At 72.3% G+C, this 20,802-nt stretch carries 16 protein-coding genes and 1 tRNA gene; 8 read left to right on the forward strand and 9 right to left on the reverse strand.

What is annotated here, in order from left to right; translation table 11 throughout:
* Positions 1–54: 54 nt before the first annotated feature.
* From WMF39_RS21785 to WMF39_RS21800, 4 genes are all read left to right on the forward strand, one after another.
* A complete protein-coding gene (locus WMF39_RS21785) occupies positions 55–849 on the forward strand; it encodes a hypothetical protein (protein WP_437747383.1) in 795 nt (264 codons plus the stop codon).
* Positions 850–1,094: 245 nt separating this feature from the next.
* A complete protein-coding gene (locus WMF39_RS21790; protein WP_012236567.1) occupies positions 1,095–1,601 on the forward strand; it encodes a hypothetical protein in 507 nt (168 codons plus the stop codon).
* A complete protein-coding gene (locus WMF39_RS21795; RefSeq protein WP_437747384.1) occupies positions 1,598–2,086 on the forward strand; it encodes a hypothetical protein in 489 nt (162 codons plus the stop codon). Before WMF39_RS21790 ends, WMF39_RS21795 begins: the two co-directional genes overlap by 4 nt.
* 159 nt (positions 2,087–2,245) lie before the next feature.
* Complete coding sequence (locus tag WMF39_RS21800) at positions 2,246–3,433, forward strand: phosphodiester glycosidase family protein (protein ID WP_437747385.1); 1,188 nt, start codon at positions 2,246–2,248, stop codon at positions 3,431–3,433.
* Between the two features lie 37 nt (positions 3,434–3,470).
* Here WMF39_RS21800 and WMF39_RS21805 read toward each other — a convergent pair whose 3' ends face one another.
* Complete coding sequence (locus tag WMF39_RS21805; RefSeq protein ID WP_437747386.1) at positions 3,471–5,660, reverse strand: ATP-binding protein; 2,190 nt, start codon at positions 5,658–5,660, stop codon at positions 3,471–3,473.
* Positions 5,661–5,685: 25 nt separating this feature from the next.
* A complete protein-coding gene (locus WMF39_RS21810; protein WP_437747387.1) occupies positions 5,686–8,217 on the reverse strand; it encodes a hypothetical protein in 2,532 nt (843 codons plus the stop codon).
* A gap of 266 nt (positions 8,218–8,483) precedes the next feature.
* Between WMF39_RS21810 and WMF39_RS21815 the strand changes: the two genes are divergently transcribed.
* Entirely contained in the window at positions 8,484–9,989 is a 1,506-nt protein-coding gene (locus tag WMF39_RS21815) for a protein kinase domain-containing protein (protein ID WP_437747388.1), read from the forward strand.
* Between the two features lie 26 nt (positions 9,990–10,015).
* On the opposite strand, the gene WMF39_RS21820 is transcribed toward WMF39_RS21815, so the two are convergent.
* Positions 10,016–11,095 carry a tetratricopeptide repeat protein gene (locus tag WMF39_RS21820; protein ID WP_437747389.1) on the reverse strand — a complete coding sequence of 360 codons (1,080 nt, stop codon included), beginning with the start codon at positions 11,093–11,095 and terminating at the stop codon, positions 10,016–10,018.
* Positions 11,096–11,347: 252 nt separating this feature from the next.
* Between WMF39_RS21820 and WMF39_RS21825 the strand changes: the two genes are divergently transcribed.
* Together WMF39_RS21825 and WMF39_RS21830 are read left to right on the forward strand one after the other, a co-directional pair.
* Positions 11,348–13,192, forward strand: coding sequence for a serine/threonine-protein kinase (locus WMF39_RS21825; protein WP_437747390.1), 1,845 nt, complete (start codon positions 11,348–11,350; stop codon positions 13,190–13,192).
* Between the two features lie 489 nt (positions 13,193–13,681).
* Positions 13,682–13,945, forward strand: coding sequence for a GlsB/YeaQ/YmgE family stress response membrane protein (locus tag WMF39_RS21830; protein WP_437747391.1), 264 nt, complete (start codon positions 13,682–13,684; stop codon positions 13,943–13,945).
* Here the strand turns inward: WMF39_RS21830 and WMF39_RS21835 are convergent.
* The 5 genes from WMF39_RS21835 to WMF39_RS21855 form a co-directional block, all read right to left on the reverse strand.
* Positions 13,906–14,715 (reverse strand): hypothetical protein, encoded by an 810-nt coding sequence (locus WMF39_RS21835; protein WP_437747392.1) that lies wholly within the window; start codon positions 14,713–14,715, stop codon positions 13,906–13,908. The genes WMF39_RS21830 and WMF39_RS21835 overlap by 40 nt on opposite strands.
* 146 nt (positions 14,716–14,861) lie before the next feature.
* Positions 14,862–16,292 carry a serine/threonine protein kinase gene (locus WMF39_RS21840; protein ID WP_437747393.1) on the reverse strand — a complete coding sequence of 477 codons (1,431 nt, stop codon included), beginning with the start codon at positions 16,290–16,292 and terminating at the stop codon, positions 14,862–14,864.
* Positions 16,293–16,624: 332 nt separating this feature from the next.
* Positions 16,625–18,073 carry a flippase gene (locus WMF39_RS21845; protein WP_437747394.1) on the reverse strand — a complete coding sequence of 483 codons (1,449 nt, stop codon included), beginning with the start codon at positions 18,071–18,073 and terminating at the stop codon, positions 16,625–16,627.
* Positions 18,074–18,379: 306 nt separating this feature from the next.
* Positions 18,380–18,452, reverse strand: a tRNA-Gly gene (locus WMF39_RS21850).
* A gap of 211 nt (positions 18,453–18,663) precedes the next feature.
* Entirely contained in the window at positions 18,664–19,200 is a 537-nt protein-coding gene (locus WMF39_RS21855; protein WP_437747395.1) for a hypothetical protein, read from the reverse strand.
* A gap of 262 nt (positions 19,201–19,462) precedes the next feature.
* Between WMF39_RS21855 and WMF39_RS21860 the strand changes: the two genes are divergently transcribed.
* Positions 19,463–19,783 carry a hypothetical protein gene (locus WMF39_RS21860; protein WP_437747396.1) on the forward strand — a complete coding sequence of 107 codons (321 nt, stop codon included), beginning with the start codon at positions 19,463–19,465 and terminating at the stop codon, positions 19,781–19,783.
* Positions 19,784–20,034: 251 nt separating this feature from the next.
* Here WMF39_RS21860 and WMF39_RS21865 read toward each other — a convergent pair whose 3' ends face one another.
* Complete coding sequence (locus tag WMF39_RS21865) at positions 20,035–20,673, reverse strand: sterol desaturase family protein (protein ID WP_437747397.1); 639 nt, start codon at positions 20,671–20,673, stop codon at positions 20,035–20,037.
* Between the last annotated feature and the right edge of the window lie 129 nt (positions 20,674–20,802).

The raw sequence follows: 20,802 nt of genomic DNA on the forward strand, positions 1-20,802 counted from the left end.
GGTGCTCAGAAAACGCTTCCATCGCGCGGGACTCTAGCGCAAGAGCCGACCGCGGTGTCGTCCCGGCGCCCCTGCCCACCCCAGCTGCTCCCTCGGGCAGCGCGCCTCTGCGCCGCGCTGCTCCTCGGGCTCGTCGCGCCTGGGTGCCGCGACGAGCCGCGCCCCTGGGAGGGCAAGCCAGGCCCCGCGGTCGTGCTCTCGGCAGCGCCGCCGCACCCAGCCGCGACGATCGGGACCGGCGGGCTCGCGGACGTCGACGCGGGGCAGGGCGACGGCGACGCCGGAGCGCGCACGGATCTCGATCTGCCGGTCCTCCCGGTGCGCGTCGGCGGTCCCTGGGTACGCTGCTATGGGAACTTCAGGATCAGCGGCGATCCGCTGAAGGACGTGACGCGCCTGTCGCTGCTCTGCGGCCCGGAGAACGGCATGCGCCGGATCTCGCCGAAGCCTATCGAAGGGCAGGTGGCCGAAGGCGGCGCGATCGTCACGGAGAAGCTGCAGGCGGTTCGGGGCGCATGTTACCGGGTGTTCGCCGTCGGCGGACCGGGGGTCCTCAACCTGGACGTCGCCGTGCGGAGCAGCCGCGGGGCGATGATCGCCAGCGACGGCACCGAGGACGCATGGCCGATCGTCCAGCCGGATCGGCCCTTCTGCCCGCTCGAGGACGACAACGCCACCGTGGAGATCAGCGCCCGCCGCGGCAGTGGCCGGTTCGCAGCGGAGGTCTGGATGCTGAAATCCTACAAACGAGCGCGCCAAGGCGACGCTGGCACGGAAGCGGAAGCAGAAGCGGGAGAGGACGAGACGTACGAAATGAACAACGAGACGGACGCCTACGAGGAGCTCTGAGCTGGCGCCGCCTCGACCATCGCCCGATCCACGGACATCGCGGGCGCCACGGCTTCCGTCCGGGTCACTGCAGTGTCCGCTGCCGAGAGATCGAGGGCAGAGCTCTCTCGTCTGCCGGACGCGCGCGAAAGGCTCCCCATCGTCATCAAAATCCGGCAGATCCATGGACCATGGCGCGACGCCGGCACCCTGCACGCACCCCTGCATTGACGTGGCCGCCCCGTCCCGCTAGGGGAGCCCGAGCCATGGCCGACGACACCGAGCCGCTCCGCGAGGACGAAGGGGACAAGGTGGAAGGCGAAGGCGAGAAGAAACGCCTCTTCGAGCGCGCTATCCCGGAGATCTTCAAGCGCGTGGTCGAGCGGGCCGTCGAGAGCGGCATCGACAAGCTCAGCGAGGGGCCCGAGAACCTCCGACACTTCGTGGGCGACCTCAAGCTGCCCAAAGAGGTCCTCCACTACCTCTATACCCAGATCGACGAGACCAAGAACGGTCTCTACCGGGTCGTCGCGAAGGAGATCCGGGATGTGCTCGAGCACACCCAGTTCGCGGACGAGATCACGAAGGTGCTGACGAAGCTCTCCTTCGAGATCAAGACCGAGATCCGCTTCATTCCCAACGAAGCGGCCAAGAGAGACGACAGCCAGGACGAGCCGAGGACCGGGTTGCCGAAGCCGGAGGTCACCGCTCAGGTGAACGTCAAAGACCGAAGCAAAGAGACCGGGCGAGACCGGCGCCGTGAGGAGAAGTGACGACGAAAAAGCTTAGGACGGGCGGAGAAGTCGACGCCTGGTGCACCAAGTGCCGCCTCGATCTTACCCATCGGATCATCGCGATGGTCGGCGACGTGGTGAAGAAGGTCGAGTGCAAGACATGCATGTCGCACCACCTCTACCGCCAGCCGAAGAGCGAGCGGGAGAACCGCGCGGCGGCGCGCGCCTCCGCTCGGAGCAGCAGCGAGCCGCGGGCGGCGTCGAGCTCGCCGCGCGGCGGCACGGAGCGCCTCACGGCCGCCCAGCGCGCCGAGCGCGATCAGACGCTCGCGTGGGAGCGCGCCATCGCGGGGAAGCCGTCCGGGGCGTTCAAGCCGTACCGCGTCACGCTGACCTTCGGCGAGGGCGAGCTGATCCACCACAGCAAGTTCGGCGACGGCGTGGTCGCGAAGGTCATCGATCGGGGCAAGATCGAGATCCTGTTCAAGGATGGCCCTCGGACGATGGCGCACGGGCAGCCGTAACGAGCGCCGCCGCGCTCGCTCGAAGCCCGAAATTTGGGGCTGCCCGCGCGATCGGGTAGCCTCGGTATCGCCTTGGACAACCCTTCGCCCCCTTCTGCGAGCGGGTCCCTGCGCAGGCGGCGATCCCGCGCTCGCTTGCCCGAGCGCGCGCTGCGTTGCGTGGCGATCTGCGCGATCGCCGTCGAGGCGCTCTGGTACGGCATCCACGAGGTCCGCGGCTTCGGCCCGGCCCTCGCCGACGGCGTACGCGCCGTGGTCGGCCCTGCGCCTGTCGCGTGGGCCGAGGACGTGGCCTACGGCGTCGCCGATCGGCTGAACCGGACCATCTACCGCCATGCGGCCCCGAAGACCTTCTGGGAGCCCCCGCCCGCCGCCGCGGAGGCCGTGAAGAGCGCCGAGGGCCCGGAGGCGGAGACGGTCACGTCGCCCGCCTCGTTCCAGCCGCCCTTCCCCGAGGTCGCGGCCACGGGTGACGGCGTCTGGACGCCGATCGCCGACAGCGCCGCCCGGCCCGGCGAGGCGCAGGTGCTCTGGAAGAGCGTCGTGCACCCCGACCCGAAGCGCGTGTTCGCGGCCATCGCCGTGGTGGCGATCGATCTCGGGCGCGTCGACCTCCGGCTGGTCGCGGGCACGAAGGAGCCGTTCTCGCCGGACATCCCGGCAGAGCGGCGCCCTGGCCTCGTGCCAGGAGGCGACGCCGCGGAGCTCGTCGCCGCCTTCAACGGGGGCTTCAAGGCGATGCACGGCCACTACGGGATGATGCTCGACGGCGACACGTTCCTGCCGCCGCGCGACAGGGCGTGCACGATCGCGCTCTACCGCAGCGGCGCGGTGCGGATCCGAACCTGGCCCGAGCTGCGCGACGGCGAGGCCCGCATGGCCGCGTACCGGCAGACGCCGCCTTGCCTGGTCGAGCAGGGCGAGCTCCACCATGCGCTGTACGACTCGAACCGGGACTGGGGCGCGACGGTGAGCGGCGAGACGGTGATCCGGCGCTCGGCGCTCGGCGTCGACGCGACGGGCAAGCTGCTCTTCTACGGGCTCGGCGAGGCCGTCACGGCCCGCAGCCTCGCCCGCGGGATGAAGGCCGCGGGCGCGCACGACGTGGCGGAGCTCGACGTCAACCACGCCTACCCGCGCTTCCTCCTGTACGCTCGCGGCGCGGACGGCGCGGGTCCGCGCGCCAGCTCGGCGCTGATCCCGGACGTGCAGTTCAAGCCCGAGGAGTACGTCGCGGAGCCGGCGCAGCGCGACTTCTTCTACCTGCGACGCCGTCGGCCGTCGGCGCCGCTCGGGATCGCCGATCCGGCGCCCGAAAGCGACGTCCTCGAGCGCGGCGGGCGGTGACCACCGGCCCTCGCCGCGCCCGGAAGAGCGCGCGTCGCTAACGGCGATCGAGCAGGTCGCGCAGGCGCTGCGCGAGGGTCTCGGGGGTGAACGGCTTCTGCAGCAGCGCGAGCTCGCGATCGGGCTCGGCGCCCGCGAGGACGTCCTCGGCATAGCCGGAGATGTACAGCACGCGGGCGCGCGGGTGGATCGCGACGGCGCGCTCGGCGAGCTCGCGGCCGTTCATGCCCGGCATCACGAGATCGGTGAGCAGGAGATCCACCGCGTCTTCCCCCTCCCGCGCGAGCATCGCCAGCGCCTCCTCACCGCTCGCGGCCGAGAGCACGCCGTAGCCGCGCCGCTCGAGCACATCGACGATGAGCTTGCGGACGGCGTCGTCGTCCTCGACGACGAGCACCGTCTCGTCGCCGCCCACGGGGGACGGCCGCGCGCGAGCGGGCGCCACCTCGGCGCGCTCCTCGACGCGCGGGAGGTAGACGCGGAACGTCGTGCCGCGCCCGAGCTCGCTCTCGACCTCGATGAGCCCGCCGCTCTGGCTCACGATCCCGTACACCGTGGCGAGGCCCAGCCCCGTGCCCTTGCCTCGCGCCTTCGTCGTGAAGAACGGCTCGAACAGGTGCGAGAGCGTGTCGTGATCCATCCCGTTGCCGCTGTCGGTCACCGAGAGCACGACGTAGGGGGGGCCTCCAGCGGCGGGCGCGTCGTCGTCGTCCCGCTCCGCTGGCGCGAAGGACCTCGCCGCTGGGCTCTCGCCAGGCTCGCCCAGGGAGGTCTCGACGACGAGCTTGCCGCCCCTCGGCATCGCGTCGCGCGCGTTCACGACGAGGTTCAGGACGACCTGCTCCAGCTGGCTCTTGTCGACCTTGATCGAGCCGAGATCCCGGCCGACGTTCGTCTGCAGGTCGATGTCCTCGCCGATGAGGCGCTGCAGCATCGTCTGCATGTCGAGCACCACCGCGTTGATGTCGAGCACCTCGCGCTGCAGCGCCTTGCGGCGGCTCATCGCGAGGAGCTGCCGCGTGAGCGCCGCGGCGCGCTCCCCGGCCTTCGTGACCTGGAGGGCGTCGCGCCGCAGCGCGCTGTCGGGCCCGAGGCGGCGGATGAGGAGCTCGCCGTAGCCGAGCATCACCATGAGCATGTTGTTGAAGTCATGCGCGATGCCGCCGGCCAGCCGGCCGAGCGCCTCCATCTTCTGCGACTCGCGCGAGCGCTCCTCGCGCTGCCGGAGCGCCTCCTCGGTGCGCCGCCGCTCGGTGATGTCGCGGACGAGGACGAGGACGTGCCCCTCGAGGAACGGCATCACCCGCGCCTCGACGTGCCGCTCTCCGCCGGCGCTCGCGACGGCGTGCTCGAGCGCGACCACGGCGCCCGCCTCGTGAGCCTCCTGGCTCGCGCGCTCGAGCCGCTCCCCGAGCTCGAGGGGGAGCACCTCGGTCATGCGCTTGCCCGACAGCGCCTCTGCCGCGACGTGGAGCTCGGAGAGCCGCGGCTGGTTGTAGTCGACGATCTGCATCTCGGCGTCGAGGCGGAAGCAGAGATCGGGGATGGCGTGAAATAGCGCGCGGAGCTCGCCCGTGGCGCGCGCGCTCTCCCGCTCGGCGCGCCACCGCTCGATGCTCTGCCCGATCTGGCTGCCCACGGACGCAAGGACGCGGAGCAGCTGCTCGTCGCCGCGGTGCGGGGCGCGGCTCCTCAGCTCGATCACCCCGGCGACGCGGGGGCCGCACGGGATCGGGACGGCGCACGCCGCGCGCTCCCAGCCCGGCGCGCGCGCGGCATGCTCGTCGACGTCGTCGACGACGCCGCCCACGCTGGCGCGGAACACCGGCGCGCCGCGCTGGAAGGCCTCGCCGACGAGATCGGACTCGGCGGCGAGGGTCGGCCCCTGGCGGAGCACCTCCGCGAGCGCCTCGCGATCGCCGTGCGCCGCCGACCGGGCCTCGACGCAGCGGAGCGCGCTCGCTCTCGCCGCGGACCGCGGCGCGTCGCCCGCGGCGCTCGGCTCCGGCTCCGCGAGCCAGAGCGCGGCGACGTCCCAGCCGAGGTGGTCGATCAGCGCGGCGAGCACGCGCGGAGCAGCCTCCGCGAGCGAGGCCGCCTCGCACAGCGCGCTCGTCGTCGCGAGGTGCGCGGCCAGCCGGGCCTCGGCCTGATGGACCTCGGCCAGGCCGCCTGGCGCTGCACCGGCGTGGACCTGTCCCTCGGGATCGAGATCGTCGTGTGGCACGTGAAGCCGCGGAGCCCCCATGCGCTCAGCCGCCGGTCTTCTCTGCGGCGCCGCTCTCGAGGTGGACCGTCCAGCAGACGGCGCCGGAGGCCGGCTCACCGCCGGGCGGCCCCACGCTGATCTCCGCGCGGGCCGGCCCGACGGCCCGGACATAGAGCCGCTGTCCGACGGCGCCGCGCCCGAGCGCGCAGACCGCGCGGCGCACGCGTGGATCGTCCGCCGCGACCTCCCCCTCGTCGTCGGCGACCATGAACAGGAGCTCGACCTCGGGCTTCAAGCAAGCGCCGACCTCCCGCCAGACGTCGTAGTCGACGGACGGATCCAGGACGTCGGCGAGCTGCCCGTGGCGCGCGCGCCCGACGCGGTAGCGGAACGCGTCGCGCTTCTCCGCGCGGAGCGTGGCCCCGATCCGATCGAACCGGAGCGACAGCGCGCCGAGCGCGGCCGCCATCTTCACGGTGGGCGCGCCCAGGTTGGCCTTGTCCGGCTCCTTGAAGCGGTGCACCTGCACGCCCGCCGGCAGCACGCCGGCGAGCAGCTCCGCGAAGCGCTGGTTCATCCCGAGGCGCCCGCCGAGCAGGATCCTGAGCCCCTGGTAAGGATCCGGCTCCCGCCCGATCTTCGCCACCGCGCCCTCGAGGTGCCGGCGGACCACCTCGACCCCGTCCCGGAACCACGCGTCGATCGCGCCGCCCAGCTCGCCGCGATCGATCGAGAGCGGCACGACGACCGGCTCCCCGTCGAGCCCGACCAGCGAGAGCCGATCCGCGACCGGCGCGCTCGGCCCCCCCTCGAGGAGAGGCCGCAGCAGCTCCTTGAGCGCCCACGCATTGGCGCGCCCATCGGGGGACGGAGCGAGCAGATCTTCCGCGCCGTCGATCGGCTCCTCCTCGGGCGGGCGCTCGAAGGGGATCCGGCGATCGCGCATCGCGGCCTGGCTGGACGAGTACACCCTGTAGGCGATCCGGTGGAGGAGCCGCTCGCCCCCGAGCCAGGGGATCGCCGTCGGCTCGAGGTACTCGACCATCCGCTCCAGCCCCTGAGCGGCCTCGTGCGCCTTCGCGCTCCGCAGGATGCCGAAGGCGAGCCCCGCCTCGCTGGCCCCGGCGTCGATGACGCAGAACGGGACGCCGCCGTCCCGCGGCTGGATCCCGAACATGCGGAACGCCTGGACCGCATAGGCGATCGCGGACGGCCCCCCGTCGACGACCTGCAGGCCGTCCAGGTCGTGGTACTCGCAGAGGCCCGCGGGCAGGCTCCGGAACATGCCGCGGCGGAAGGCGACGAGCACGCTCTCGCGGCGCTCGGGCGACCAGCCCGTCGGCATCGTGATCGCGTAGCGCGTGGAGAGCCCCCGCGAGCGCTGGTTCAGGTGCAGGCCGACGTAGTACGCGTAGAGCTCCAGCGGATCGAACGGGTCGTGCGCGCCGATCCCTTCCTCGTCGATGATGGGCGGCGCCGGCTTCTTCAGCGCCTCCGTCGTGTCGGGGTCGCTCCTGCCCCGGAGGCGGAACGGCTCGCCGCGCTCGGTCCGCTCGCGCAGGAGCGGGAGGGCCGGCAGGGAGGCCGCGGCGCGCTCGTGGACGTCGGCGCCCGGCCGGAGGCGCATGTCGCGCGCTGCGTGCCCGACGAGCACGTCGCCCCAGCGCGTCATGGGCAGGATCACCCGATCGCGCCAGGCCTTCGTCGTCCGGGCCAGCGCCTCGAACGCCACCTCGCTCGGGTTCTCGTTGTCGGCAGACACCCGGAGCGGCGCGTCGGCGCCGATCCGGACGAACTCGGCGCCCCCGCGCTCGCCCCGGACGGCGACGACCGTCGACGCCGCGCCGACGTCCACGGCGACCCAGTCGGCGCGCACGTCGAGCCGCGGATCGCGCCGCTTCACCTCGGGCGGGATCGGGTCCTTGTCGGTCTTTCCAGTGCGGCGGTGCAGCCCGACCACACGGCCCTGTCGTAGGATGGCGATGGACGTCGCGCCGAGGAAGCGCGCGCCGGTCCAGAAGCCCTGCGCGGGATCGACCAGCGTCGTCCCCTTCACCGGCTCGAGGTTCGCCACGACCTTCGGGAAGAAGTCCGCGATGTGCTCCGACGAGGCCACCCCGTCGTAGCGCTCGACCTTGATCGGCGGCGAGTAGTAGTTCTGGAGCCCTTCACCGTAGATGCGCGGACTGACCTGGATCAGCTTCAGATAGGGGATCGGGCAAGCCTGCTCGTCCAGGCGGAACTCCTGGTAGAGCGCGGTCGGGGCGATCGTGTTCTCCATCTCGGGCGCGATGCGAGGCACGCTCGCGCTCATCTCGGTGCCGAAGTACATGAACTTCGTGCCGGCGCCCCCGGTGAAGGCGGCAATCCTGACCTCGTTGAACGTCGCCTGCCCGACGATGAGCGGCGGTAACGCGATCACGTAATCGAGCACCAGCGTCGTGAGCCAAGGTTGGTCGAAGAGGCGCGATTCCCAGCGCATGACGAGCGTCGGGAACGCGCGGCCCTCGAGGGAGACGATCTTCTCCGCCTCGCGAACCAGCGCACCATCGACGGACAGCTCGTAAACCGGCATACGTGGGCGACATTATCACGAAGATCCCCTGCGCCGGCCCGGGGATCGCGGGAGCGGAGCGTTCGTTGTCCGGCGCTCAGGCGCTCAGGCGCTCAGGCGCTCGGGCGGCCGCGCGCCCACACCATCGATCCTCGTGTGGGGCGTCCACGCCGCACGGCGGCCGGTGAAGGCGACGCCCGTCGTCGCCCTGCGAGGGCGTAGGCCGGCCTCGGGCGACCGTGCTAGCCTGGCGGCGTGATTTGCTTCTCCGGACCGGGAACGCTGTCATGAATCCGTTGGTCGGCGAGATCATCGACGGCAAGTACCGGATCGTCCGGCTGCTCGGCCAGGGGGGCATGGGCGCGGTCTTCGAGGGCGAGAACGTGCGCATCCGGCGCCGCGTCGCCATCAAGCTGCTGCACGCGAACATCTCGAGCCAGGCCGAGTCCGTCGCGCGCTTCGAGCGCGAAGCCCAGGCCGCGGCGCGCATCGGCTCCGATCACATCTGCGAGGTGCTCGACCTCGGCGTGCTGCCGGACGGCACGCGGTACATGGTCATGGAGTACCTCGAGGGAGAGACCCTCGGGGCCAAGATCGAGCGGATGGGGCGGCTCGGGCCCGAGATCACCGTGCCGATCATGGTGCAGGTGCTCGAGGCGCTCGGCGCCGCGCACGCCGCGGGGATCATCCACCGCGATCTCAAGCCCGACAACATCTTCGTCATCCCGTCGAAGGCCGGCCTCAGCAACTTCGTGAAGGTGCTCGATTTCGGCGTCTCGAAGTTCTCGCCGCTCGCCGGCGCGGAGATGAGCATGACGCGCACGGGCGCGGTGGTCGGGACGCCGTACTACATGTCGCCCGAGCAGGCGCGCGGCTCCAGCCCAGTGGATCAGCGGACCGACATCTACGCCATGGGCGTTCTGCTCTTTCAGGCGACGACCGGTCAGGTGCCGTTCGATGCGGCGACCTTCAACGAGCTGCTCTTCAAGATCGTGCTCGAGCCGGCCCCCCTGCCCCAGCAGCTCGTGCCCGACCTCGACGCCGAGTTCTCCGGCATCATCCAGAAGGCGATGGCGCGCGAGCCGGGGGGCCGCTTCCAGAGCTGCGCGGAGTTCAAGAACGCGCTCCTCGCCTGGGCCGCAGCGCGGCCCAGCCTGGCCTTGCTGACCACGGGACGGACGTCCTTCCCCCGGCTGTCGCTGCCGTCCCAGCCCGAGACGGCCACCCCTCCGCCCACCCGCACCGAGCCGCCGTGGGGTGGCCAGAATGCGCCGGCCGTGCCCGGCATGGGCCAGACGCCGCAGCTGACCGCGAACTCGTGGGGCGCCTCGTCAGGGGTCACGGGCCGCTCGACGCGCCCGCCGTCCAGGATGCCGCTCCTCGCCGCGATCGCCGGGGCGGCCAGCTTGTTCGGCGCGGGCGTCGCCGTCTGGCTCGCCTTCGGACACAGCGGGATGACGGGCGCGGCGACCGCGGATCCGAGCGCGGTCAGCGCGACCGCCATCCCGGCGCCCTCGCCCCCTCCGCCCGCACCGCCGACCGCCCCGCCGTCCGAGCCGATCGTCACCGCGAGCGCCACGGCCGCAGGGCCCGCTCCGCCCGTCACCGCCGAGCCCGTCGCGGCGCCGACGGCCTCCTCGGCCCAGGTGAAGCCGCTCCCGCCGCGCCCACAGCCTCCTCAGACGAAGCCGTTGCCCGTCACGAAGCCGCCGCAGACGACGCCGTCGACGAAGCCGAGCACGTCGCCCCAGAAGCCGCAAAAGCCGGGGGTACCGGGCGACTTCGGCTACTGACACCGGCGCCACGCAGAGCGCTCGGATCAGAACGCGCCGCGCACCCCGAGCCCGGTCGGCGTTACGTAGGGGGCGATCCAGGCGGAGCTCGAGGGCTCCGGCTTGGACGTCAGCTCCAGTACGAGCAGCGTCACGCCGCCGGCGAGCAGCACGCCGCCCCCGACGAGACCGACCACACCGATCGTCTGCTGTGACGCAGCATCGGCGTCGAGCGATTTGATCTGGGCCTGGATCGCCGGGCCGCACTCCGCGCCGGCAATGCTCTGCGATTCGCACCCACGCGCGGCGCTGAGGTCGTTCGCTTCTTTCTGCGTCCCGCTGCTCTTGGCCAGGAACACCGAGCCCACCACGACACCGCCGAGCCCGAGCGCCGTGGCCGCGATGCCTCCACCCAGCATCACCGCGTTCGTCTTTCGCTCCGGGGTGCCAGGCGGGGCGACAGGGGGGACCTCGGTCTGCCCACCGCCCCAGGTGCCCTGCCCTTCGACCGAGCCTCCCGGCGGGGGGACCACGGCCGGGCCTTCCGGGACCGGGATCTTCAGCTCCTTCCGCTCGCCGTCGCCGATGGTCACCCCCTGCTCGATCGGCGCGAGGCCCGGCGGAACCACGACGACCACGTGATTCCCCGGATCGATCGGGCGATGCACGCCGAGCAGCGCGTCCGCGACCGGCTGGCCGTCCAGCTTCACGCCGATCTTCCGGCCGGCGGAGCCCTCCAGCGCGATGCGCAGCGACGCGATCCTGGGCTCGATCCCGGCGAGCTCCTCCCTCGCGTCCTGCTGCGCCCTCTTGAAGGGAGACGGCGCGGTGGGCGGGAGCTCCTCACGGACGATCCTCAGGTAGGTCTCCTTCGCAGCGACGAGACGACCGAGGCGCACCTGTGCGCGCGCCATCAGCAGGAGGTGCGTCGGAGCGTGCACGAGCGCCTCGGCGCGACCCAACAGATCGATCGCCTCCTCGAAGCGGCCGGACGTGAACGCTTCGGCGCCCTGCGTGGCCAGCGACCGGGCCGCTGCTCTGTCCTGGTCCGACTGCGCAAGTACCTCGCCTGTCGGGAGCAGCAGGAACAGCGCCGCAGCGAACGGAACGCATCGTCTCAAGAGCACTCAGGCCTCCTCGCGCGCCACGCTATCACACGCCGTCGACAACGGAACAAATCAGCCCTCGCGGCGCCGCTGCCCGGGCGGAGGCGGGGTTTTCCTGGGCGAAATGCGCGCGGCGCGCGGGCCGCTCGGAGCCGCGCCGCGAGCGCCGGCGCTGGGCGCCCGCGGCGCGGCCGCGCCCGACGCTCCGTGTCGCGGCCGCTGTGAACCGTCCGCACAGCGCGATGGCACCCATTCTGCTGCGTGGAACGCGCCATGGATTGCCTCCGCGCCTCCGCGCCCCTCGACGCGGGACTCCCGTCCTCGGAGCGATTCCTCAGGGGACGCCTTCTCGGGGGGCGGTACCTCGTCGAGCAGATGATCGGCGCCGGCGCGATGGGGCGCGTCTACCGCGCGCGGCACCTCGGGCTCGGGCGCGCGTGCGCGGTGAAGGTCATCCACGAGCGCGTCGCCGCGCCGCGCGTGGGCCGAAGAGCGAGCCACCGCGTCTGCACGACGCGCGTCGCCGCGTCGCCGCGCGGAGAGGGCGCCGTCCACCGAGGCTCGAGCGGCGTGAGCGAGAGGTCGCGCTCCGACGAGCGGTCGCGCTCCGGCGGCGTCCGCGCCGGAGACGCGGTGCTGAGGTTCCATGTCGAAGCGCTGGCGGCGAGCCGGCTCGATCACCCGAACATCGTGCGCGTCCTCGACTTCGGCTGCGAGCCGGTGAGTCTACACGGCGCGCTCGGCGCGAGCGCTGACGGACACGAGGCGACCCCGCCCAGCCTGTGGTACCTGGTCACCGAGCACCTCGACGGCGAGGACCTCATCGACCTCCTGAACGCCGCGCCGATCCTGCCCCCGGAGCGCATCGTCTCGATCATGCGCCAGCTGTGCTCCGCGCTGCAGCACGCGCACGACGCGGGCGTCATCCACCGGGACGTCAAGCCCGAGAACATCCGCCTGGTGCCCCGCATCGACGACGACGGGGCGCCGTTCGAGCAGGTGAAGCTCCTCGACTTCGGGACGGCGAAGCTGCTCCACGACGACCGGTCCGGCGCGTTCGGCGGCTCGCCCCTGCTCCCCGCGCCCGACGAGGACGGCGGCAGGCTCGTCATCGGAACCCCCGCCTACATGAGCCCGGAGCAAGCCGCAGGGCAGCGTGTCGACGCGCGGAGCGACGTCTACGCGTGCGGCGTGCTGCTCTTCGAGATGGCGACGGGGCGGCTCCCCTTCGAGCGCCCGACGCCCGTCGCGCTCGCCGCCGCGCACGTCGAGTCTCCGCCGCCCCGACCGAGCGCGCTCCATCCGGCGTTCGATCCGGATCTGGAGGCGCTGATCCTCCAGTGCCTGCGCAAAAATCCAGAGGATCGCCCGCAGAGCGCGCGCGCGCTGCGCGAGGCGCTCGGGCACATCGCGCTTCGCCGGGCGCGCTCCGCCTCCGACGAGCACGCCGCGCTCAGCCGCTCTCCGCGCCCCTCGGAGAGCGCGCGCCCAGCGACGGCGTCCTCGTCGCGCTGGAGGTCCTCCGCGGAGGACGCCGCCGCGGCGCGCTCCGCGGGAGCCTCGACATGGGTGGGCTATCGCTCGCCGTCTCTGCCGGAGAGCGCGCACCTCGATCGGCCCTGCTCTCCGCCGACCACGCGGCGAGACGACTCGTCCGCTCCAACGTGGGTCGGCCATCGCTCCACGCCTTGCCCCCCGGCTGCGCTCGTCGAGGCGGCCTCACCCCCGGCGCCGGATGGCGCGCCGCCGGCGGACGCGGCACCCCCGCCCGCCGAGGCGTCGCCTCCCGCGCACGCTCCGGCCAGCGCCCAGCGCAGTCCGGCGCTCGAGCCCCTCTTCTTGCTTCGAGCGCACCGATCCAGCGGATCGCGGAGCCTGGTCGCGCTGCGCCGACGCCGGCGCGGGCGTCTCGCTCCGGTCGTGATCGGCACCGTCGCTGCCACGGTGCTCGGCGGATCGCTGTGCCTGCTCTTCAACGCTGCAAGCGCCGCGCTCGCCACGCTGACCTCGCCATCCCCAGAGCGCGACGGCGAGGCGCCCCCTACCGCCGAGGGGCGCGCATGGCCGGCGCGCGCCCCGGAGCCGGACCCCACGTGCCCTGCGAGACCGCCACGGTGAACGCCCCAGCCGGGCCGCACGCCGGATCCGCGGCGCTGCTCGTGTGCGCGCGTTGCGGGCGCGGGTACGCAGCGGGACACGGCGGGCCAACGGGCCCGGGCGACGCGCCAGCGCCTGTCCACGCGACGCCCGGATCGAGCTCGGTGCGATCGAGGAACGACAACAAGCAGACCGACGGCGAGGGCTGAGGCGCGCGCGGTGCGAACGAAGCGCGCACCCCGCGCCCCGAGCGCGCCGAGCGCGCCACGATCCTCGATCTCGCGCGCGCCGCTGCGCGCCGATGTACAGCCGATGCCCAGCGCAGCGCGCCCGATGGCGACGCAGTTCACGCTGGCCACCGGGTCTCCGCTTCATGGCGGTGCGAACGGAGCTCACCGCGCGCGGCACGTCGTCTGCAGACGCTGAGCCGGACGAAACGCTGGACGCTGGCCTCCACATCGACGCGGGAGGACGGGCCTCGGCGTCACGCGGTGTCGAGAGGAGCGAACCATGTCCGTGCTGTTGTGGATCCTGTTTGGCCTCATCGTCGGCGTCATCGCCAAGCTGCTGACCCCTGGCCGCGACCCGGCTGGCTTCGTGGTCACAGCGCTGCTGGGCGTGGCCGGCTCCTTGCTCGGCGGCTTCGTCGGCCGGGCGCTGGGGCTCTATCCGTCGTATCAGTCGAGCGGCGGCTTCTTCACGTCGATCCTGGGCGCCATCGTCATCCTCGCCATCTACAACGCGACGATCGGCCGGCGAGCGACGAGGCCCTGAGCGCTCCCGCCATCGACGGGCTCGCCCCGCCGCGAGGCAGAGAGCTGCCCGAGCAGCGCGGCGGCAGGCACCACGCGGGCCGGCGCGGCGCGCCGATCCAGGCGGAAATCGAGCGCGACGTCCGGCGGCAGCGGCCGGATGGCGCCCGCGCCAAAGCAGCGGTGATAGACGAGATCGCCCGGCCCCGCGCCCCGCCCGCCGAGCTGGTGGCTCCACCACCGCGAGTAGACGGTAGGGCGTTCGGGATCGATCGAGAGCAGATCCGAGCGCTCGAGCTGCACCTCGCCGTGATCATCGCGGTCCGCTGCGCCGTGCTTGGCGGTGAGCCGGCCCCCCTCGCCAACGCTGTAGACGATCCTGAACCCCTCGACATCGCCCTTGCCGTAGACGGCGCGCTGGACTCCCGGAGCGAAGAGCAGCGCGTGCGTGTAGACGAGGTCCACCGCGAGCGCGGGCAGCACGGTCCAGGTCAGCCAGTTGTTGCCCCACGGCCGTTCCTCCGAGAAGAACGCGTAATAACCGACGGAGACCTCGCCGTGCTCTCCGACCGAGCTGCGGTAGTACAGGACGTCGCCGAGCTCGCCCGCGCTCGCGACCGTCGATCCGACACAGATCGGCTGCCGCTCGATGGCCGCGCCGAGCTCCGTCGGCTCCGCCGGCGCACCGGCGACCGGGCACGGCAGCGCGCTCCTGCTTGTGAAGCTCGCGAGGAGGGGGACAGCCAGCGCAGCGATCGGGAGGGAACGGCTCAGGAGATTCCGGACGGGCATCAGGCCGGACAAGGCTAGCGAGCCCGTCGCTATCCGCGCCAACACCAACGGCCGTTCGCGTTCGACGCCTCACGACCGCGGCGCCGAATGGAGATCTCCCAGGTCTCGCGGCTCTCCGCGCCGCGGCGCCGGCGCTGGAGCGCTCGTCAGTCGCGGGGCGCGCCGCGGCTCGCCGGCGCAACGCCGCCGTCGAACGCGCCGATCGCCCTGCCGGCGAGCGCCCCTGCGGCGATGGTCACCGCCGCGATCACGAGCCAGGGCAGGAGTCGAACGCGCCTCAGCGGGCGCGCGTCCCTCCAGTCCGGCGTGACGGCGCTCCTGGCCTCGCTGCGCTCGCCCCCTTCTTCCTGCGCAGAGGGGCGTGCGTCTGTCCCGCGCAGCGTTGGCGTCACCTCGCCGCGATCGTCCCCGGAGCGGCCCGCGGCGATCCGCCGCGGGCCCGTGCGCCCGCGAGACCCGGCGGATCTCCGACAGCCCCGCACGAGCAGCGACCGGTGCCGATCGCGCCCGCTCGCAACCTCGCGCACGAGCGCGGCGATCTCCTGACCCGCGAGCAGCCCGCGTTCGCTCGAGCTCGGCTCGTCGCCGCCGCTCGGCGCTCGGCGCAACGAGGCGAGCACCTCGGCGAGCGCCTCTTCCATCTGCGCCGCGGTCTCGAAGCGGCCCTCGGGATCGCGCGCGAGCGCGCGCCGGATCGCCTCCTCGAGCAGCGCCGGGCACGCGGGGCGGAGCGGCGCGATCGCCGGCACCTCGCCGGAGAGCACCGCGCCCATCGTCGCGCCGTCGTCCTTGCGGTGGAAGAGGCGACGCGCCGTCAGCAGCTCGAAGAGGATCACGCCGACCGCGAAGAGATCGGCCCGCGCGTCGACCCTCTGCCCGCGCAGCTGCTCGGGCGCCACATAGCCGAGCTTTCCCTTCACCGTGCCGCCGTCGCTCGACGGGGCCGCGTCGTCGGACGAGCACGGGGAGCCGAAGGGGCCGGCCTCCTCCATGCCGCTCATCCCCGTCATCTGCGCGACGCCGAAGTCGATGAGCTTGATCTCCCCCTCGAGCGAGAGGAGCACGTTCTGCGGGCTCACGTCGCGGTGCACGAGGCCGACGAGCTTCCCGCCGTCGTCGCGGAGCCCGTGCGCGTGCCCGAGCGCCCGCAGCACGCCCAGGCCGATCTCGATGGCCGCCTCGAGCGGGAACGGCCGCCCCTCCGCGAAGAGAGAGCGCGCGGCGGCGGCCAGATCGCAGCCCGGGACGTACTCGATCACGAGGTGATGGCGTCCTTCGTGAACGACGAAGTCGTGGAACCGGATCACGTTGGGGTGCTGGAGCCGGGCGCTGATCCAGGCCTCCCAGAGGAACATCCGCACGATCGACGGATCTCGCCTCGCCTCGGGGCGAAGACGCTTCACGACGACGGGGTGGGCGATACCTGCCGGCCCGCGCCGGCACGCGAGGAACAGCTCCGCCATGCCGCCTGCCGACAGGCGCGCGAGCAACGCATAGCCGCCGTCGCCCATGGGCAGGTCCATCTCTCGATAGCTCCACGGCAGCCCTGCCGCGCCCCCCTCGCTTCGCGCCGGCATCCCGAACGCGCGAAGAGAGGACGGCCGCCGCGCCATCCACTGCCGGAGTCGCCCCACCCCGGCCAGCCCCCGGACTTGCCCGCGCCGCCACATCGCGCCTTCGCTATTCACGCTGCATGCCACGGAAAGTGCCGCGGCAGCGTCACCTCCGAGCCATGGGCATCGCGCGGTTCTGCGTGGATCCCGCCGGATGAGAGCGCATGTCGGCAGCCGCAGAGACCCACGGCGAGCGCTGCTCCCGGCGGAAAATGCGGAAAACTCGATGGCCCCGTGTTCCCCACAGCGGCGCAGAAGAGCGCGCAGCGCCGGGCCCGCCCGCGATGGAACGCAGGTCAAGCCACGGTGGCGGGTGAGGCGCGGACGCGGCGCGCGAGCAGCGCGCGCAGCTCGCGGAAGGAGACGACGCGCAACGCGAGGAGGAGGACGGCGTAGACGGCGACGCCCACCGCGATCGACGCCCACATGCCGGCGAGGACGCGGGCGACGTAGGCCGCGGTGACCATGACCGCCGTCGCGGCGAGGACCGCGAGGATGCGGCCGAGCTCCACGACGTGGGCCCAGCGCGCGGAGATGCCCCACGACGCGATCAGCGCGCCGGCGCTCACGGCCAGCGTCGCGCACGCGGCGCCCATGGCGCGGTAGCGCGGCAGGAGGAGCAGGTTCAGCGCGACGTCGGCGACGAGCGCCAGCGCGAGCAGCTTCACCATCGCGACCTCGCGCTTCGCCGCGAGCAGCGGCAGCGTCACGACCTGGAACGCGAACGTCACGGGGACGCCGCACGCGAGGATCCGGAGGACGTCGGCCGCCGGGGCGTAGTCGCCCGCCCCTCCGTAGACGAGCTGGATGACGTCCGGCGCGAGCAGGAAGATGCCGGCGGCGACGGGCAGCCCGAAGAGCGCGGCGACGAGCATGCAACCGCCGTAGAGGCGCCCGAACGCGTCGCGATCCTGGGCGTAGAGGCGCATGCCCGCCGCGAAGGCGGCGCCGAGCAGGACGTCGGGGAGCATCCTGAAGTTCTCGCTCAGCACCAAGGCGGCGCTGTAGACCCCGACGGCTTCCTCGTCGCAGAGGGCGCGGAGCATGACGCGGTCGATCTGGAGCAGCGCGCTCGAGAGCGCCCCGAGCGCGCCGATCGGCAGGCTGCGCTTCGCGATCTGCCAGAGCTCGGCGGGCGGCGTCGTGAGCTCGGGCCGGTAGAGGCGGGCGCGGAGATAGTGCGAGGTGATGGCGAGCTCCAGCACGTTGCCGAGCAGGAACGCCACGGCCGCGGCGACGACGCCGAAGCCGAGCGCGAGCAAGGCCGCCGAGAGCGCGATGACGAACAGCCGCGCGCCGAGCTCCGCGTACAGGATGTACTGGAACCGCTCGTGGGCCTCGAACGAGAGCCACATGGTCGAGTAGAGCAGCGTCGCCAGCTGGGAAGCCGCGGCGAGCACGATGAGCTGCGCGCCGAGCCCCGAGCGCGTCGCCAGCACGACGGCCACGGTCGCGCCGAGCACCACCGTCCCGGTCACGCCCCGGATGGCGAGCGCTGCGCCGAGGTGACGCGGCCCGAGCTCGGGCTTCACGGCGACCTCCCGGGCCAGGTATCCCCTCACCCCGACGCCGGCGGCGATCGTGACGATCCCCGCGATCGCGAGCGACGCCTGGAACTCCCCCCAGGCGGCGACCCCCACCTTCCGCGCGAGATAGCCGACGAACACGACGCCAAGGACGGCCATGATCGCCTGCTTCAGGAGCATCAGCGCCGCGTTCAGCGCGATGCGCCGGCCATCCTTCATGAACACCTCCCGGTGTCCCCATGCTGTCGGGCACCGCCGTCCGCGCAGCGGGACCGGCCCCGATTCGAGCGTCGTGCGCCCCCAGAGCGCGTCCGTCTCGCGCAGCGAACGCTGCCCGGTGGCGCGAGCGCAGGCGCTCGCTCAGCGAGCGCCGTAGCCCGAGCTCAGCGCGACGTGCCGTCCGAGATGCCGCTCGAGCACGAAGCGCCATTTGAAAAGGCGCTCCAACGCGAGACGTCCCTCAACCTCGAAGCACCCGAGGTGCAGGAGGATCGCCAGCGCAAAAAGGGGGTCGGCGATCCTCGGAGCGGGACACGGGATTCGAACCCGCGACCCTCAGCTTGGGAAGCTGATGCTCTACCAACTGAGCTAGTCCCGCGCGAGGTGGAGGAAGCTTCTACCGAATCCGGGGCCGCTTCGCAACCCCTTCATTTCGTTTTCGATCCCGACGTCTTCACGTCTTCACGTCTCCGCCCGGTTCGACCGGTTCGACCGGAGGCGGGACTCGGCGCCCTCTCCAAGCCGCGCCGCTACCGGCCCAGCCGCGCCGCTACCGGCCCAGCCGCGCCGCCACCGGCCCAGCCGCGCCGCTACCGGCGCGCGCGGAGCGCCGGCGCGCCGAGCGTCTCGCCCGGCAGCGGCGAGCGCGCGCGGATGGCGCTGTCGCAGTCGCTGGTCGCCGCCGCGATCGCGCTGGAGATCTCGTTCGTGCCCGCGTCCGGCGGGATCCAGGGCAGCTGGTGCAGGATGGGCCTGTCCGGCGGCAGCCAGCGCAGGCTCCGCGTGACGAGCACGACCGGGTGGTTGCTGTCCACGAGCTCGCTCGCGAGGCGCGCGCCGCCGAGCGGGGCCGGCGGAAGATCCAGGCAGACGAGGCACGCGTCGAACCGTTCGGTCGCCGACGCGAGCAGGGCGTCGTCGATCGACGAGGCGTCCACGATCTCGACGTTCGTCAGCGCCCCCTCGATCGCGCGGGCGAGCGCGTCGCAGGTCGCGGCGCGGGCGTCGTGCGCAAGCAGGATCCTGAAGCCGCGCACAGAGCGCGGCCCAGGCCGGCGGGCCTCGACGACCTGCAACCTGCCCGAGGGCGGCGTCTCGCACTCACGAGGTGCACGTCGAACGGTCATGGACTCCCCTTCCTCAGCTACACCAAGGCAACCGTGTCCCAGGCTAACACCCCTTGAGCTCAAACTGACCAACCTTTATATGAGGGCGCGCTTCTTTCCTCGTCGCCGGTTCTCGGTTCTCGTTCGTTCTCGTTCGTCTCGGTTCTCGTTCGTCGGTTCTCGTTCGTCTCGGTTCTCGGTTCGCAGCCGCGGCGCCCGCAAGCACGCCGCGACGCGGCATGCCAGCAAGGTCTACGGAAACATCTACGAAGGACGGTCACGCATGAGTCGGTTTCTCATCTCCACTCCTTGCGAGTGCCAGGCAAGCCTGTCAGCCACCCTGGACGAGCACCGGCACGTCACCGCCGGGTGGGCCACCCGGAGTCCCCGCGGCCGGTCGGCCGCCGGTGAAGCCGACAAGGAGCTCGCGCCGGCGCACAGCATCAACGCTCACCTCGAGCGGTTCGACGTGGCGTGGTTGTGCCCCTACTGCGGGCGCAACACGCTCCGCACCTTCGATGCGGGCGCCATGAGGCGGCTGCCTGCGGCGAGCGCACCGCCTGCGGCAGGGCTCGTTCCTCCCGGCACCACCTCCTCGCCGTGAGGCCCACGATGCGCCGCGACCTCCTCGGTCCGCGCGTCGAGCAGATCCATCCGCCGCGCGCCTGAGCCTGGGCAGGCGCCGTGCGGTCGCGGCCGCACCGCCCCGCGCGGCGCTGCTGCGCAGCATCTCCCGCGCAAGCACGAGCGTCCGGGCGCGACCGCTTCATGGCCCCTCAACCCGCCGCGCTCCGGGCCCATTCCCCCCTGTCGACGATCAGCGCCGGCGCGCTCCAGAGCGCGCCGCTGTCCCGCTCAGCTGCCTTTTCCCGCCTGCGACGTGCCCATTGTGCCGAAGACCCAGTCCCAGAGCGGCGACGACACGCCCCACCGGGCATTTTCTCCCGTGTGGTGATGGACCATGTGATGGCGCTTGATCCACTTCCCCCAGCGCGAGCTCATCCGGAAGTGATGAATGGCATAGTGCGTACCGTCGTACGCCAGGTATCCGAGGCCGAAGCCGATGAACAGCGGATCCGCCGGAACAGGGCCAAAGACGACGCGAAACAGCGTGTAGAACGCGATGCCGAGGGGGATGCTCGCGCCGAGCGGCATCACCAGCCGGTCGGCATCTTGCGGAAAATCATGGTGCACCCCGTGGAGAACGAAATGCATCCGGCGCTGCCACAGGCGCGGCCCGACGTAGTGAAACACGTATCGGTGCAGGACATACTCGGCGAGCGTCCATAGAAACAGGCCGACCAGCACGAGCCCGAGCCCGGTCAGGAGGCCGACACCATGCCGGGCGGCGCGCACGCCCAGATAGCCGTAGACCGGCAGCCAGAAGACGAACGGCGTGATCGGATGGATCCGCGAAAACCGCTCGATGAGCGGCGTCTCGAACATTTGGCATGTCGCTGGACGCGCGGTGCGCTCGGTGGAGGTGACGGTCATCGTGCACCCCTGGTACCGCATTTATCCATTGTCGGCCAGCGGTAGGCCGGCGCCCAACGGCCCGCTGGACACCGGGAAATGACCATGATCCCGTCACGGCAGGCGCTCGCCGGCGCGAACCTTCCGTGG

Origin of the sequence: Sorangium sp. So ce1504 (genome assembly GCF_051521635.1) — a bacterium.
GTDB classification, from domain to species: domain Bacteria; phylum Myxococcota_A; class Polyangia; order Polyangiales; family Polyangiaceae; genus Sorangium; species Sorangium cellulosum_B.

Coding starts and splice junctions, on each gene's coding strand:
- WMF39_RS21790 (WP_012236567.1), top strand. CDS start 1,095: ATGGCCGACGACACCGAGCCGCTCCGCGAGGACGAAGGGGACAAGGTG.
- WMF39_RS21810 (WP_437747387.1), bottom strand. CDS start 8,217: ATGCCGGTTTACGAGCTGTCCGTCGATGGTGCGCTGGTTCGCGAGGCG.
- WMF39_RS21815 (WP_437747388.1), top strand. CDS start 8,484: ATGAATCCGTTGGTCGGCGAGATCATCGACGGCAAGTACCGGATCGTC.
- WMF39_RS21825 (WP_437747390.1), top strand. CDS start 11,348: ATGGATTGCCTCCGCGCCTCCGCGCCCCTCGACGCGGGACTCCCGTCC.
- WMF39_RS21830 (WP_437747391.1), top strand. CDS start 13,682: ATGTCCGTGCTGTTGTGGATCCTGTTTGGCCTCATCGTCGGCGTCATC.
- WMF39_RS21835 (WP_437747392.1), bottom strand. CDS start 14,715: ATGCCCGTCCGGAATCTCCTGAGCCGTTCCCTCCCGATCGCTGCGCTG.
- WMF39_RS21840 (WP_437747393.1), bottom strand. CDS start 16,292: ATGCCGGCGCGAAGCGAGGGGGGCGCGGCAGGGCTGCCGTGGAGCTAT.
- WMF39_RS21845 (WP_437747394.1), bottom strand. CDS start 18,073: ATGAAGGATGGCCGGCGCATCGCGCTGAACGCGGCGCTGATGCTCCTG.
- WMF39_RS21855 (WP_437747395.1), bottom strand. CDS start 19,200: ATGACCGTTCGACGTGCACCTCGTGAGTGCGAGACGCCGCCCTCGGGC.
- WMF39_RS21860 (WP_437747396.1), top strand. CDS start 19,463: ATGAGTCGGTTTCTCATCTCCACTCCTTGCGAGTGCCAGGCAAGCCTG.
- WMF39_RS21865 (WP_437747397.1), bottom strand. CDS start 20,673: ATGACCGTCACCTCCACCGAGCGCACCGCGCGTCCAGCGACATGCCAA.